We start from the raw sequence: 15167 nt of genomic DNA on the forward strand, positions 1-15167 counted from the left end.
ATTACCAAAAAACGCGATTTATATCGCGTTTTTTATATAAATTATAAAGACGATACCAATAGTTACACTTGTTTTTATTCGCTATATTTCACTAAGGCTTCTTTAAATAAATTTTCACTCTCGTCTTTGAAGCGAGATTTTTGTTCGTTCAGTTCTATAAATTTAGCTTGAAGATTTTTATATATTATCTCATGCGCTTTATTTTTAACTTCGTTGTCGATAGGGCTATCTAGTTCAAAGCCATGCTGTAAACCACTTGTTATTATCTTTAAAATATCTTCTTTGGTTATTTGATCAAGTAGTGCCCAATTATTTCCGTCCACCGAAAAGTAGCCCTTACCACTTTCAATCTGCAAGCATTTCATATTCATCTCTCCTTGTTAAATAAGGTGTTTTACCCGCCTCTAAGCAATCAAGTAATACCTTATGGTTGTGAGTTTTATCACCATCCAAGTTTACAAGGTATTTGTCGTTAGGATAGCCAGTGTATATTTCATATTGAACACCGGTGGTTCCATTTTTTTTACTTGTGTAAATCAAATAATCAGGCTTAATTGACGCCCCTACAGTACTATTGTGAGTAACAATTATTACGGGCATGAACTTTGACATTTCTTTGATTAACTTATTTACTTTGTTGTATAAAAAAACATTGTCAAATGATGATTCTGGTTCATCTATCAGTAATAAGTCATATTGGCTAGCATCGCTAATTTCTTGTAGTAGCCTATATTCAGAGCGTTCCCCACCAGAAACTGTATAACCTGATGAATTTAAAATATCGTAACTAATTTTAGCGAAATGTTTGTAGTAATTAGTCTCAGATAATCCCGATATTTTTTTTAATTCGGATAAATATTCGTATCCGCTAATGTCGTAACTTTTAAATGCATTAGCAAAAGATATTTGCTTATTGAGAACAGCTCCAAGCTCTCTGGCGAAGTTAAATGTTCCCCTTTTAGCAACCTTTAAAAAGCCTTGAATGTCTTGTCTTATAAATTCTTTACTGATTTTTAAGTTTTCAACAACATCATTAAATTTACTTACTTTTTCAATATCCAAGACATGTTCATACAAATTTATTTCGGTGACAGGTGAGGCCGCAGTTCGCATTTGAAGTTCGCTTTTTATATTGTCTACAATATCGTTAACGTAAGCTTTTTGAAGCTCCGATTCCTTGGTTTTATTGTATTTTTCAATTAAATCAACAGTTAATAAATTTAAGTTGTCGCTAGAGATGTGCTTGTTGATTATGTGTTGATATTCAGAATTGTCGGCTAAAGTAATACTTGCTTTGATAAGCTCTTTTAAGGATAACAAATTATTTATTTGGAATTTGGACTCAGTAAATAACTTTACTTTTGCGAATGAGTCTAGCTTATCCGCCTCCGAGGCATGTTTTAGTAATGAGTTAACAAAATTATCCAAGGTTCGACTTGAGTTATCCAAATCAATATCTTTAATCTTATCAACGACCTCTTGGAACTCTTTTAAATAGTTTTGAGTTATTTGCGACTGGCTAGTAGTCAGGCGATTTGAAAAGTCTTTTTCATCATCCAAATCTTTTTGTAATAAAGAAAATTGCCTTACATACTTAACACGAATATCGTCAGTGGTATTTTCTTCTTCTATTGAATTCAGTGTATGTGACTTTCCACTTGATCGTTCTCCTAATATCACATTTAATCCAGTGGACAACTTAAGCCCATTATTGAGAGCATTGAAAAACTTGTGCCCCTCTTCTTTTGATAAATGTACCTTTTGTTTGTCTGTTAAAGCTCGTTTAACTGACTTAAGACTAATTTCGCCAACGTTTATATACGTTTGTCTTGCAGGTATTTTATGAAGTCTTTCTTCTATTCTTAAGTCACTAAAACATACAGGTACTAAAGCATCAGGATCTTTAATACAATAAATAAACTTTCTAGCGCTAGATACTTCCCCCGCACTAATTAAATGCTGTAGTTTACTTAGGGTATCTGTATGTATTTCGGGAGACTTTTTATAATGTGGGATTAATAAGTAATCAGAAATTCGCGGAAAAATTTCTTTTAATTTTTCAACATTTATAGAGGTGTTTCTGTCGGGTATTTGTTCCTTCACTAGTTGACATTTTTCTGAGAAATCTAATAGCTGATCATCTTCTGCAATCAATAAAATATGAGTTCCTTCAACATCTATTTCTATACCTGGGAAAACTTTAATACTGAGTTTTTCTTGGATTTCATAGAACTGATTGAGGTCAAACATATTGTGGTTTGTGATTGCAATAGCGTCTAAATTACCTTCTTCGACGTACCATTTTAAACGTTCAATAGAAAAAGAGAAATTACGATCGCTTGGTGTTGAAACTGTATGTAAATGAAGGTCTATTTTTTTCATATGCTATCCATTGCTAATTACTGTAGTTTAAAAACATTACCATGGTCCTGTTAAGTTTTCCTACAAGTATATTTAATAGTCATACGGGTTTGCCCCCATTGCGACTACCACACAAAAAATTCTTAAATCTAACTCTAGCTGGTGGTAACTCGGCTCCATATGGCAGCAAAGTTGATAAAAACCTTTGTTGTGGTCTTTTTCTTTAAAGTGGGCGAGCTCATGTACCACTAACGCTTTTAATAATGGCTCGGGAGCGCGGAGCAAGTCGCTGTTTATCGCTAAATCGTGCTTACGGGTTTTACCTTGCATTCGATACGTATGTGTACCGAGTGCATTGGTGACCATGTCGCCTTGCTTTTTAAAAGCAGCGCGACCAAACGGTGGTGCATTTTTTAAATACTGTTTTTTAAGCTCGGTTGCGTAGTTATAAAGTAATTTATCGCTAGTAATGGTATGTGCTTGCGGATACTTTTTAAGTAAGTAGTCACATACCTTGTTGTTATCTATAAGGCTTAATACTTGCTCAACAATGTTAGCTGGGTAGCCGGTAAAGTAACGTGCGTATTCACTCATTATTGCTTCTCTGTCGTTTTACTTTTAAAAAAGTGCTGGCTGGTGGGCTTCTTTTTCGCCAGTAAATGGGTTTAATGCTTTGTGATCATAACCAAGGTCTTTACAAAACTGCCTTGCTAATAATGGCGCTTCTCGGTTATCTGCCGTATGAAAAAACACATAGGGCGCTTTTCCTTCATCAAGCCATTGCTTTACTTTACTTAGCCACGGTTTATAAAAGGGTTTATAGTCGTTTTGTAAATCGGCGATAACAAAGCGCGCCATGGGTTGAGTGCTTGTTGCAATGGCATGTACCGGTAAGTGGGGCTTTTTTTGCTGTGCATCTATTAGCGCTTCGGTTGTTGGTTTTACCGCAAATAGGGCGCGAGTATCCATCGATATACGATTTATGTTGTTTGCCATTAATAATTGGTTAAGCGCTATTTCGGCTTCACCCTTTTGAAAAAACGCAGTATGACGTACCTCTACACCGTAATTAACCTCTTTTGGTAATAGGCTAATAAATTGGGCGAGTTTGGGTAAGTCACTAGGGCCAAATGCTTTAGGTAATTGCAGCATGATTTGCCCGGTTTTTTCTAAAATAGGGGAGAACAAGTTAAGCCAATCAGTAAGCTCGGTTTGAACATTAGTAAGATGTAGCTCGTGGCTAAAGCGACGATTAAACTTAAACGTAAATTTAAAATCGTCGGGTACGCTGTTTGCCCAGCGCAATACGGTGCTTGGCGAAGGATCGGCGTAAAAGCTGGTATTGCCTTCAACTGAGTTAAAATGCTGGGCGTATTGGCTAAGCATATCGGCGTTTTTACATTGGCTTGAAAATAAATTGCCTTTCCATGCGTTGCTCGACCACTGAGGGCATCCAATATATAACATACAAACTAGCGCCTTATTATAAAGTGGCGATAGTGTAGCAAATAACAAAACGAGCTGCTGTAAATTCAGGGGCAAAAGCGGCACACGCCCTAGCATCTTGATACTACTTGGGTATAATGCAGGGCTTAATTTGATTATTTTTAGATTGCTAGCGGCTTTATTTGTATTGTGGTGACCTGTTTTTTAAATCACACGCCTTAAAACAAATAAATATAACCGTTTAAGCCTTTTATCTGACAGGAAAACTATGCGCTCTATATATTGCGGACAGCTAAATAAAACTCACGTAGATCAAGAAGTTGAACTATGTGGCTGGATCAACAAACGACGTGACCTTGGTGGACTTATCTTTGTCGATTTACGCGATAGAGAAGGTTTAGTACAAGTTGTATTCGACTCTGACATTGAAGAGTTAATGAGTTCAGCTAACACACTTCGCCAAGAATTTTGTGTTCAGCTAAAAGGTACTGTACGTGCACGCCCTGATAGCCAAGTAAATAAAGATATGGCAACAGGTGAAATTGAAGTTTTAGGTACTGAGCTTACAATTATTAACCGCTCTGAACCGCTTCCACTTGATTTTAACCAAGTAAACTCAGAAGAGCGTCGTTTAAAATACCGCTACTTAGACCTACGTCGTCTAGAAATGAGTGACCGTATTAAATTACGTGCTAAAGCAAGCAGCTTTGTTCGTCGCTTTTTAGATGAAAACGGCTTTTTAGACATCGAAACACCTGTACTTACTAAAGCAACGCCAGAAGGCGCACGCGATTACTTAGTGCCAAGCCGCGTTCATAAAGGTAGTTTTTACGCTTTACCACAGTCTCCACAGTTATTTAAGCAATTGTTGATGATGTCGGGTTTTGACCGTTACTACCAAATTGTTAAATGTTTCCGTGATGAAGATTTACGTGCCGATCGCCAACCAGAATTTACCCAAATAGATATAGAGACCTCGTTCATGAGCTCTGATCAAGTACGTGGTATGACTGAAAAAATGATCCGTGAGATGTGGCAGTCATTACTAAACGTTGATTTAGGCGATTTCCCAATCATGCCTTACAGCGAGGCAATGAGCCTTTACGGTTCTGATAAGCCAGATTTACGTAACCCAATGAAGTTAGTTGATGTTGCAGATTTAGTTAAAGACGTAGAGTTTAATGTTTTCTCAGGTCCGGCTAACGACGAAAAAGGTCGCGTTGCTGTATTAACTGTACCGGGTGGCGCTAAGCTTTCTCGTAAACAGCTTGACGATTACACTAAGTTTATTGGTATTTACGGCGCTAAAGGCATGGCGTGGATGAAAGTAAATGACCACACTGCAGGCGCTGAAGGTGTTCAATCACCAGTGGCTAAGTTTTTAAGCGAAGACGTAATTACTAAATTACTTGAGCGTACTAATGCACAGTCTGGTGATATCATTTTATTTGGTGCCGATAAGCGCAACACAGTAAATGAAGCAATGGGCGCACTGCGCGTTAAGATTGGTGTTGACTTAGAAATCACTAACCTTAATAGCTGGGCACCACTTTGGGTTGTAGACTTCCCAATGTTTGAAGAAGATGACGAAGGCACATTACATGCTGTGCATCATCCATTCACTGCACCAAAAGATATTACTGCAAGTGAGCTTGAAGCAAACCCTGCTGCGGCTATTTCAGATGCCTACGACATGGTATTGAACGGCTACGAAGTGGGTGGCGGTTCGGTACGTATTCATAATGCAGATATGCAAGAAACTGCCTTTAGAATTTTAGGTATTAACGAGCAAGAGCAACAAGACAAGTTTGGCTTTTTACTTGATGCACTTAAATACGGCACGCCACCACATGCTGGTTTAGCATTTGGTCTTGACCGTTTAGCAATGCTTTTATGTGGTACCGATAACATTCGTGACGTTATTGCATTCCCTAAAACAACACAAGCGTCATGTTTATTAACTGATGCGCCAAGTAAACCTAATATGGATTCGTTAGCTGAGCTTGCAATTAGTGTTGTAGAAAAAGCGATACCTAGCGAAGATTAATTTTTGTTTAGCTTATTGAGCTAAATTTAAAAACCCTTAAGTTATATGCTTAAGGGTTTTTTTGTGGTTAAATTTACAGCAGAGTGTATTTTAAACGAACAGAAGAAAAAGGAATTATTATGTCGATCAATGCAACCTTATTTGGTGAGTTCTTAGTTTTTCTTATTGTGCTGTGTATTCCTATTTTTGCTGTAATTAGCTACAAAATAGGTAAGCGTAAAAGTACTATGCCGGGTGTTTTAGCTTTTGTGGGTGGCTGTTTAGCGCTATTTCCACTATTTGCTTTGATTTTTATTGCAGTGCTTGCGCTTAAAAAAGATTTACCTAAAACTAATGGCTACACCGGTTAAATTTAATAGGTGAATTGTGTTGCTAAGTAACAATAACCAGTATTTTGATGAGCAATTTAATGCTTTGCAGTACGCAGAACAACTAACTGAAAATTCTGAGTTTGAAGAGTGCACATTTACCGATTGCGATTTTTCAGGCGGGCAGTTTAAACATTGCCGATTTATACAGTGCAGTTTTAAAAACTGTAATTTATCGTCACTTAAATGGAACTACAGTTCACTTGAAAATGTAAGTTTTAGCCACTGCAAATTAAATAGTTTGCAATGGGCTGATGTAGATTGGCCAGCGCTTAGTATTAACGCACCGGTGAGTTTTAATTATTGCGAACTCAGTAATAGTTCTTTTTTTGAATTAACCCTCAAAGCCCTCAAACTAACACACTGCTTTGCCAAAAATGTTGATTTTAGACATGCTGACTTAAGCGATAGTGAATTTACAGGAACAGATTTTCGCGATAGTGAGTTTTTCCAAACTAACTTAACAAAATGTGATTTTGTAGGTGCGACAGCGTTTAATATAGATTTGAATAATAATTTTTTAGCGAATGCTAAGTTTGATCGCTTCGAAGCACTTAATTTACTTACCAGCCTTAATATAGAGCTATGTGATTAATTTAGTTTAATATGATTACATATCTAGAAGCGACAGCTTGGCTGGGCTTCTAGATACTGCGTGACTTCGTAATTAACGGCTAGGGCCATTTTTATTACGTGCACTGGCAAGCTGTCTTGCGATTGCTAATAACGCTGGTGAAATATCTTCAGCGCCATCTTTAATTAGTTTTGTAACGTCACCTGATGAAAACAAACCGTCACGTGGTGATTTAATACCTAACTCACGAACAAAATCCTTCGTTTTACCTGTGCTGCCTGTTTCAATAAACTTAAAAATAATACGTTCATTGTTGTTTTTAGCAGGGGTTTTTAGTGTTTCGATTTCGTCATGTATTGCCGTTAGTTTGTCTTCTAAAATTTCTATACGTTCTTGAATGCTATTGTATGATTTCATTTATTGGATCTTTTACTAAATATATTTAAACAATGGCGGCTATTATCGCATAGTTTGACAATAGAGAATGCAAACCTATAAAGTAAAAGTTATTTTTAATTAAAAACAATAATTTATATAAATTTAAATATGCAAAAAACACTTAAAAAGCTTTTTATATTAAGCGCACTAGCTCTAAGTACATCAGTAATAGGCGCAACAAGCTATGCAAACGATGGCGTTATAACTGATGAAAGCCGCAAGCGCACTATTCCTACCAATATCACACTACCAAGTAACAATGCTGAGTGCACTGAACAAGTAAAATGCCCTGTAGCGTTCATTAACGCAGGTTATGGGATTAGCCATAACGAGTATACGTTTGCCAGTAATGTGTTTAATCAGCGTGGATATTTAACAATAGCCGTTGCACATAAACTAAAAAGCGACCCTTACTTAAACCGTGAGCAGCCTTACTTAACAACTCGCATGGAAAACTGGCATCGTGGCGTAGTAACGCTTAAGTTTTTAGTTGATGAGCTATCGAGTAAATACCCAGCGTACGACTTTACAAAACTCACCTTATTTGGGCACTCAAACGGCGGGGATATTTCCGCATTATATGGCTCTATTTATCCAAACGAAGTTAGCACTATTATTACGCTCGATCATCGCCGCATGTTGATCCCGCGCAATAAAAACATTCGCGTACTTACTCTACGCGGTAGTGATTACCCAGCTGATGCGGATGTGCTGTTAAACGATTCAGAGCTGAATAAGTTTCCTGTTACGCAAATAATAATAGAAAAATCGCGTCATAACGATATGTACGATGGCGGGCCAAAATGGCTGGTGGATAGAATGAGTAAAGAAGTAGAGAGATTTTTAGATAGTAAAAGTTAGCTTTATAAAAGTTAAATCATAGCGCAGTGTTACCTGCGCTATATTAATTTTACGGCAGTTACTCTACCAGTTCACTTACAATTACAGGGTTGTTATGTAGTGTTTTATGCACTGGGCATTTGTCGGCTATTTCGAGTAAACGCTGACGCTCTGGCTCTGTTAAGTCGCCACGTAAGGTGATTTTACGGGTAATGGCTTCAAGGTTACCTGTTTGCTCACAATCGTCGCAATCTTTGTTGTAATCGCGAGTGTGATCAAGCTCTACTTTTACATGCTCCAGTGGTAAGTTTTTACGTGTAGCGTACATACGCAGTGTCATGGCCGTACAGGCACCAAGCCCCGCTAATAAGTGATGATACGGATCGGGACCTAAGTTTTTACCGCCTACTTTTATTGGCTCATCTGCAAGCCAAGTATGATCTTTTGTACTTACGTGCTGAGTAAATACATGGTCTTTTTCTTCAACAAGTACATTGCCACCCGTTATACTTGCCGTGTATTTAGTTTTGTCGTACTTAACATAACGGTTTGCCCACGTTGCAATTATTTGTGCTGCGTAGTCGGCATCGTTTTTATTTGTTAAAAGGTGATCGGCGTTATCTAGGCTAATAAAGCTTTTAGGATGCTTAGCTGATGCATAAATTTTTTCAGCTTCACTAATATTTACTGTTGCATCAATAGGGGAGTGCATTACTAATAATGCGCGCTTAAGTTTACTTATGTGGCTTTTATCGTACTTGGCTATATCGTCAATAAATTGCTTTTTAATGGTAAATTCACGACCAGCTAAGTTAACTTTAGCTTCCCCTGCTGCGTTAATTTCATCAAGGTGTGCTTCAAAGTTATGCGCTACGTGCTGCGCATCTGACGGTGCGCCAATGGTTGTAATAGCCGATACTTCAGGAATATGCTCAGCAGCAGCAAGAACGGCTGCCCCGCCTAAACTGTGGCCAATGAGTAGTTGCGGCGGAGCAAAATGTTCACGTAAATGATTTGCCGCAGATACTAAATCTTGAATGTTTGATGAAAAGTTACTGTTAGCAAAATCACCATCACTATTACCTAAACCGGTAAAGTCGAAACGCAGTACGGCGATACCTTGTTGTGTGAGTGCACGGCTAATCCGTGTAGCTGCTGCAATGTCTTTACCGCATGTAAAGCAGTGTGCAAATAGCGCGTAAAACTTAACGTCACCAGAGGGAAGTTCAAGTTGGCCGGCAAGTTCTAAATCGCCGCTTTTAAAAGATACTTTTTGTCGCATGGGGAGCCTTATTTACACAAATAAAATATATTCTAATAGTAGACCAGAGATAGTTACTAAACCTTGCAAATTCAACGTTTTTTTATAAGTTGATCTTGATCAAGCAAAGTGTCGGTGACCATGTCTTGAGGACATATGTCCTTATGTTTTTGAGGTCATTTGTCTATCCTCGCATAGCGCTATAATGAAGGCTTTGCTACTTTATATAAGTAATTTAGCACTATTAAAAGCAACTCACTTCACACAACCTATTCACTGGAACGTACAATGCAATTACCTACTGTTGATTATAAAGCTCCCGATGCGGCTGCACAATTTGTTGAATCGTTAAGAAATACTGGATTTGGCGTTTTAAAAAACCACCCAATCCCACAGTCTTTAGTTGAGTCTATTTACAAAAATTGGCAAGACTTTTTTAACTCAGAGCAAAAGCACGACTTTTTATTCTCTAAAGAAACTCAAGACGGTTACTTTCCGCCTTCAGTATCAGAAGTAGCGAAAGGCTTTACAATAAAAGACATTAAAGAGTACTTCCATGTGTACCCTAAAGGTCGCGTTCCTGCAGAGCTTGAAGCTGATGTACGTGAATACTACCGTTTAGCAAGTGAATTTGCTGGCACATTATTAAGCTGGGTTCAGGCTGAAGCACCAGCTGATGTGCGTGCTAAGTTTTCAATTGATTTAAAAGACATGATTGCAGGCTCTGAGCAAACATTGTTACGTATCCTACATTACCCTCCAATGACGGGTGATGAAGAGCCTGGTGCTATTCGCGCAGCAGCCCATGGCGATATTAACTTATTAACTGTATTACCTGCTTCTAATGAGCCTGGTTTACAAGTTCAAAAAACAGATGGCGGTTGGTTAGACGTGCCATGTGATTTTGGCAGCTTAATTATTAATATCGGCGACATGCTACAAGAAGCGTCGGGCGGATATTTTCCATCGACGATTCACCGTGTAATTAACCCAACGGGTAAAGCATCTACTAAATCGCGTATTTCATTACCGTTATTTTTACACCCGCATCCAGATGTTGTGCTTTCAGAGCGCTACACGGCCGATAGCTACTTGCAAGAACGTTTGCGTGAGTTAGGTGTTAAGTAACTCTAATGCTTAGAGTAATTAAGTATAAACAAAAAACGGCCTATGGCCGTTTTTTGCATTTTTGAGCAACTTGATCACAGGTTTAATTTCAATAAACTATGCTTAATTGCCTGCAACGTAAATAATGGCATGCATTCTTAGCTACTACAGGTATAATGCGCGCAACTGGCTAATGTAGCCTTATTTAAAAGAGAGTTTATATGAGTTTTGAAGGTTTAGGTTTATCACAGTCTTTGGTTAATGCGGTTTTAGAAAAGGGCTATGAAACGCCAACGCCGATTCAGGCTCAAGCAATTCCTGCAATTATTGAACGCCGTGATGTTATGGCAGCAGCGCAAACAGGTACAGGTAAAACAGCAGGTTTTACATTACCACTTATTGAGCGCTTGTCGTCGGGCCCTAAAGCTAAAAGTAATCACGTACGTGCGCTTATTTTAACGCCTACACGTGAACTTGCTTTGCAAGTAAGCGAAAACGTTGAAGAGTACGCTAAGCATTCTGATGTGAGCTCGTTTGTAGTTTACGGTGGCGTTAAAATTAACCCACAAATGCAGCGTCTTCGTAAAGGTGTTGATATTTTAGTAGCTACGCCGGGTCGTTTAATCGACTTACATAATCAAAATGCAGTTAAATTTGATAGCGTTGAAGTGCTTGTACTCGATGAAGCTGACCGCATGTTAGACATGGGCTTTATTCACGACATTAAACGCTTAATTGCTAAAATGCCTGCTAAACGTCAAAACTTGATGTTTTCGGCTACATTTTCTGACGAAATTCGTGCATTAGCAAAAGGGTTAATTAATGACCCAGTTGAAATTTCAGTTGCAGCAAAAAATACCACAGCGAAAAGTGTTACTCAGTGCGTTTACGCGGTAGATAAAACACGTAAAACAGCATTGCTAAGCCACTTGATTCGCACTAACGATTGGCAACAAGTATTAGTGTTTAGCCGCACAAAGCACGGTGCTAACCGCTTAGTTAAACAACTAGAGCGCGATGACATTGTAGGCGCGGCTATCCATGGTAATAAGTCACAAGGCGCACGTGTTAAAGCACTTGATGGTTTTAAAAGTGGTGAAGTACGCGTACTAGTAGCAACAGACATTGTTGCACGTGGTTTAGACATTGTTGAATTACCGCATGTTGTTAACTACGACTTACCAAACGTATATGAAGATTACGTTCACCGTATTGGCCGTACAGGCCGTGCTGGTGCATCGGGTCATGCGATTTCGTTTGTAACAACAGAGGATGCTGTTGATTTATACGGTATTGAACGCTTTATTGGTGAGCTTATTCCACGTGCTGAAGAAGACGGTTTTGAGCCTATTAACCCAGTAGCAGAGCGCGCATTAGATGCTCGCCCACTGCCGTCTAAAAAGCCTAAGAAAAAGCAGCCTTTTAATAAGCCTAAATCTGATAGCAGCAAGCCTAACAGTAAAAAGCCAAATAATGGTGGTAATGGTACCGGCCCACGCCGTGGTGGTTCTAAAAAGCCAGCTGCTAAAACAGATGACAGCGCGCAAAACCCATGGGCAAAGCGTGAATCTGTTGGCGGTAGTGGCCAACGCCGTCGTCGCACAAATAATGATTAATTGCAATTGCGTTTAGTAAAACGCAATTGCAAAAAACGCGCTTACTTTTACAGGTAGCGCGTTTTTAGCGATTAAATTAGCTTAATAAAGTATAAGGTGGTAACACCAATAAAGAGTGTGACGATGACGCTTAATAAAGTACCTAGCATGACGTATTCGCTTTGCCCTTTACCTTCATTATGTTTTAAGTCCCCGAATCTAAAAATAGACTTTGCAGCTATCAGAAAGCCAATGCCAGAGTATTCTCCAATGAGGATAAAACTAAGAATTAGCACTCTTTCAAGTAGTCCTAAGTAATGACCAGACTTTGCAATACTTTTTCTTGAGGCTTTAAAGTTTCCTGTTATTTTATCTAGGATGAGACCAATTAATAAAGAACTTGGTTTTAAAACTAATAGGTATGAGCAGATAAAAATTAATGTATCGATAGCAACGAGTTCTTGCCACATTAAGACATAAAACTCATTTTTATCTGCAAGCCACACGACAAGTACTAATATTACAATAAGGTGTGTTATCTGGTCGACTAAAAAAGGTACCACGCCTTTATTTGAATATGACTTGGCTAGATCAATAAAATAATGGGTCAACATAATAGTGAGGGTTGCCAAAAACACTCTTGCAAATTCTTGCCAGCCGTAAGTATATTCCCACATTGTAAGCACCGTTAATGATGTCAGGCCGTGTATTACTGCGTGGACGTAGAGTTTTTTCGCACGAAAATGGTGTTTGTTTCTGTCGTGTACCCAGCTCATTGGTTGCCAATAAAAGTCAGCAAGCAAATGGCCTAGTATTAAAGCGGTGAGTAATAAAGTAAAACTGCTCATAGCAATCCTTTGAGTGTTGTTTGGCTGTAGTTTACAAAGCGATCAATGAGACGATAATGGGCTAGGTTTAGTAACTTAGTGACATTCTCTCTGCTAGTGATGAGCTCTATGGCAAGCTCTGCATGGTTGTTATTTTCTGCGGTTAGATAATAAAACAGTGCATTAGCTTGCTTTTGGCTCATTTTTTGAAGCAATATGTCGATCAAAGCGATATTAAGTGTAAAGCCTTCCTCGATGGCTTTGTTTTCAAGGTTTAGGACTAAGCGTTGCTGGCCCATGGCATCTAAACCACGGCCAGATAATGTATAAGCACTGCCTGTGGCTGTTTTTATATCAGCGCGAGGATTGTCGAGTGAGCCTATAGCAAGGCTTTGCCGCAGTTCGTAATTTGCTGCTTTCAATTGTAAATACAATAAGATTGCGGCTTGACACACTTGCTCAGGCTCTTGTAGCTGTAGTTGTAACGCATCACCACGGTAAATGCTAAAGCTTGCATTAAAACGTTTGGCGATAAAGCGCAAGCTTTGATCAAGCTGATAAAGCATTGCATCGTATTCTTGTTGTGGAATATTTTGTGATTTAATTAAGTCTCCAGTGATGACCGCAATTCTCACAACTTAAATCCTTTATATTTTTGAACTATTAAACTTTGTATTCTTTTTTATGCTAAATTATAGCAAAACGAATATAAAGTAAATTATGGCAGCATTAGATAAGCCAAAAGTAGGTATTTTTGTCGATGTACAAAATATTTATTACACGTGCCGCGAAAGCTACGGAAAAAATTTTGATTACAATGCGTTTTGGCGGGTAATGCGGGCGCAATACAATATTGAGTGTGCTTTTGCGTATGCAATTTATCGAGGAGATGAAAAGCAAAATCAGTTTCAAAATATTTTGCGTGCGATTGGTTTTGAGGTAAAGCTAAAGCCATTTATTCAACGCCGTGATGGAAGTGCTAAAGGCGATTGGGATGTAGGCATAACAATAGACATGTTAGAGCAGGGTAAAAATCTTGATAAAGTTATTTTGCTCTCTGGCGATGGTGACTTTGCTTTGTTACTTGGGCATTTAAAAAATCAATATAATGTACCGTGCGATGTATACGGTGCTGACCGATTAACTGCAGAGGTATTAAAACAAAGCGCTGAGCAATTTCATTTAATTGATAATACCTTGCTACTTTAACAGTAAAAAATAGTTAAAAAAGTGCAAGCTAAGTGCCTGCAACATGAGAGATTTTAATACAAAGCCGTAATAGATGAATTAAGCCTTATATAGGCTTTTTTATTACTGTAATCAATTGGGTTTGCTAAATGATTATGGTAATTTTAAAGCATAACGAGTTACCAAGGACTTACATGCTTCATTACAGCAACATGCCACTAGATAGAGGCTCAAATTTTCGTAAAGACCCATCGTGGCTTAAAGCGCAAATGTCGGCGCAAAGTAAATGGGTTTTAGTTAAAAATAATCAAACCCTATTTATTAAAGGTACCCCTAAAGTAAGCTATTTAACGTATCAGCAAGTGGCACATTTAGATTTAACGAGTGCTATTTTTGTTGGTTTAAACAATGCTAAACATGGTGTGTTTGCATTGGATGTTTCTGATCTGGATGAAAGCGTACTTTCGCCTTTAATAGAGGGCGCTCAGTTTTTTGATATTCGCCAATATGGGCCTCAAGTAACCATTAAATATGCCTCAATAGCCGCCCTTGCGAGAGGGTTATGTTATTGGCACGCCACGCACCGTTTTTGTGGGCGCTGCGGTAGTAAAAACCGTTCAGTGGAAGCAGGGCATTCTCGTATATGTGAAAACGAAAACTGTAAGCATCCTACATTCCCGCGTACCGATCCTGCGGTAATTATGGTCGTTACTAAAGTCTTTGCTGACGGAGTAGAACGCTGTTTATTAGGTCGCCAAGCTGCGTGGCCCACTGGTATGTATTCGTCGCTTGCTGGATTTGTAGACCCAGGGGAGACACTGGAACAAGCTGTTGCGCGTGAAGTTAAAGAAGAGGCAGGCATAGAGGTTGATAACGTACGTTATGTTGCATCTCAGCCATGGCCGTTCCCATCGTCAATTATGCTTGGCTTTTTTGCACAGGCGACATCTGAGCAAATTAACGTAGATAAAGAAGAGCTAGACGATGCAAAATGGTTTAGCCGTGAAGACTTAGCGCAATTTGGTAATTGGCACGAAGAAGGGGAGCATTTAAAGCTGCCTAGAACCGATTCTATCTCTCGTTATTTAATTGAGCATTGGCGCACAAACCCTTAA

Annotated in this window: 16 protein-coding genes; 8 read left to right on the forward strand and 8 right to left on the reverse strand. The window is 38.6% G+C overall.

Annotated features, from left to right (window positions below):
• Positions 1 to 74: 74 nt before the first annotated feature.
• The 4 genes from D172_RS21685 to D172_RS06245 all read right to left on the reverse strand — a co-directional run bounded on the left by D172_RS21685 (position 75) and on the right by D172_RS06245 (position 3828).
• Positions 75 to 365, reverse strand: a complete 291-nt coding sequence (locus D172_RS21685) for a hypothetical protein (RefSeq protein WP_033023778.1) — start codon at positions 363 to 365, stop codon at positions 75 to 77.
• Positions 346 to 2382 carry a PHP domain-containing protein gene (locus D172_RS06235; RefSeq protein WP_007377997.1) on the reverse strand — a complete coding sequence of 679 codons (2037 nt, stop codon included), beginning with the start codon at positions 2380 to 2382 and terminating at the stop codon, positions 346 to 348. Before D172_RS06235 ends, D172_RS21685 begins: the two co-directional genes overlap by 20 nt.
• 72 nt (positions 2383 to 2454) lie before the next feature.
• Entirely contained in the window at positions 2455 to 2955 is a 501-nt protein-coding gene (locus D172_RS06240) for a M48 family metallopeptidase (protein WP_007377996.1), read from the reverse strand.
• 24 nt (positions 2956 to 2979) lie between these two features.
• A complete protein-coding gene (locus D172_RS06245) occupies positions 2980 to 3828 on the reverse strand; it encodes a DUF72 domain-containing protein (protein ID WP_007377995.1) in 849 nt (282 codons plus the stop codon).
• A gap of 247 nt (positions 3829 to 4075) precedes the next feature.
• Between D172_RS06245 and aspS the strand changes: the two genes are divergently transcribed.
• From aspS to D172_RS06260, 3 genes are all read left to right on the forward strand, one after another.
• The gene (aspS, locus tag D172_RS06250) at positions 4076 to 5854 is read left to right on the forward strand and encodes an aspartate--tRNA ligase (protein ID WP_007377994.1); all 1779 of its coding nucleotides are present in this window, start codon (positions 4076 to 4078) and stop codon (positions 5852 to 5854) included.
• 119 nt (positions 5855 to 5973) lie between these two features.
• Positions 5974 to 6204: a hypothetical protein gene (locus tag D172_RS06255; protein ID WP_007377993.1), complete on the forward strand. Its 231-nt coding sequence runs from the start codon at positions 5974 to 5976 to the stop codon at positions 6202 to 6204.
• 16 nt (positions 6205 to 6220) lie between these two features.
• On the forward strand, positions 6221 to 6817 hold the full coding sequence (locus tag D172_RS06260) for a pentapeptide repeat-containing protein (protein WP_007377992.1): 597 nt from the start codon (positions 6221 to 6223) through the stop codon (positions 6815 to 6817).
• Between the two features lie 72 nt (positions 6818 to 6889).
• On the opposite strand, the gene D172_RS06265 is transcribed toward D172_RS06260, so the two are convergent.
• Positions 6890 to 7213 (reverse strand): hypothetical protein, encoded by a 324-nt coding sequence (locus D172_RS06265; protein WP_007377991.1) that lies wholly within the window; start codon positions 7211 to 7213, stop codon positions 6890 to 6892.
• A gap of 129 nt (positions 7214 to 7342) precedes the next feature.
• Here D172_RS06265 and D172_RS06270 point away from each other — a divergent pair, with 129 nt between their 5' ends.
• The gene (locus tag D172_RS06270; protein ID WP_007377990.1) at positions 7343 to 8095 is read left to right on the forward strand and encodes an alpha/beta hydrolase; all 753 of its coding nucleotides are present in this window, start codon (positions 7343 to 7345) and stop codon (positions 8093 to 8095) included.
• Between the two features lie 58 nt (positions 8096 to 8153).
• Here the strand turns inward: D172_RS06270 and D172_RS06275 are convergent, their stop codons facing one another.
• On the reverse strand, positions 8154 to 9356 hold the full coding sequence (locus D172_RS06275) for a bifunctional alpha/beta hydrolase/OsmC family protein (protein ID WP_007377989.1): 1203 nt from the start codon (positions 9354 to 9356) through the stop codon (positions 8154 to 8156).
• A gap of 267 nt (positions 9357 to 9623) precedes the next feature.
• Between D172_RS06275 and D172_RS06280 the strand changes: the two genes are divergently transcribed.
• Complete coding sequence (locus D172_RS06280; RefSeq protein ID WP_007377988.1) at positions 9624 to 10463, forward strand: isopenicillin N synthase family dioxygenase; 840 nt, start codon at positions 9624 to 9626, stop codon at positions 10461 to 10463.
• Between the two features lie 200 nt (positions 10464 to 10663).
• Entirely contained in the window at positions 10664 to 12058 is a 1395-nt protein-coding gene (locus D172_RS06285; RefSeq protein ID WP_007377987.1) for a DEAD/DEAH box helicase, read from the forward strand.
• 71 nt (positions 12059 to 12129) lie between these two features.
• Here D172_RS06285 and D172_RS06290 read toward each other — a convergent pair whose 3' ends face one another.
• Complete coding sequence (locus tag D172_RS06290; RefSeq protein WP_007377986.1) at positions 12130 to 12885, reverse strand: DUF3307 domain-containing protein; 756 nt, start codon at positions 12883 to 12885, stop codon at positions 12130 to 12132.
• On the reverse strand, positions 12882 to 13499 hold the full coding sequence (locus D172_RS06295; protein ID WP_007377985.1) for a hypothetical protein: 618 nt from the start codon (positions 13497 to 13499) through the stop codon (positions 12882 to 12884). Before D172_RS06295 ends, D172_RS06290 begins: the two co-directional genes overlap by 4 nt.
• Before the next feature lie 85 nt (positions 13500 to 13584).
• On the opposite strand from D172_RS06295, the gene D172_RS06300 reads away from it, so the two are divergent.
• Both D172_RS06300 and nudC read left to right on the forward strand, forming a co-directional pair.
• A complete protein-coding gene (locus tag D172_RS06300) occupies positions 13585 to 14073 on the forward strand; it encodes an NYN domain-containing protein (RefSeq protein WP_007377984.1) in 489 nt (162 codons plus the stop codon).
• Positions 14074 to 14246: 173 nt separating this feature from the next.
• Entirely contained in the window at positions 14247 to 15167 is a 921-nt protein-coding gene (nudC, locus tag D172_RS06305) for an NAD(+) diphosphatase (RefSeq protein ID WP_007377983.1), read from the forward strand.

Source organism: Pseudoalteromonas sp. Bsw20308, from assembly GCF_000310105.2.
Taxonomy (GTDB): domain Bacteria; phylum Pseudomonadota; class Gammaproteobacteria; order Enterobacterales; family Alteromonadaceae; genus Pseudoalteromonas; species Pseudoalteromonas fuliginea.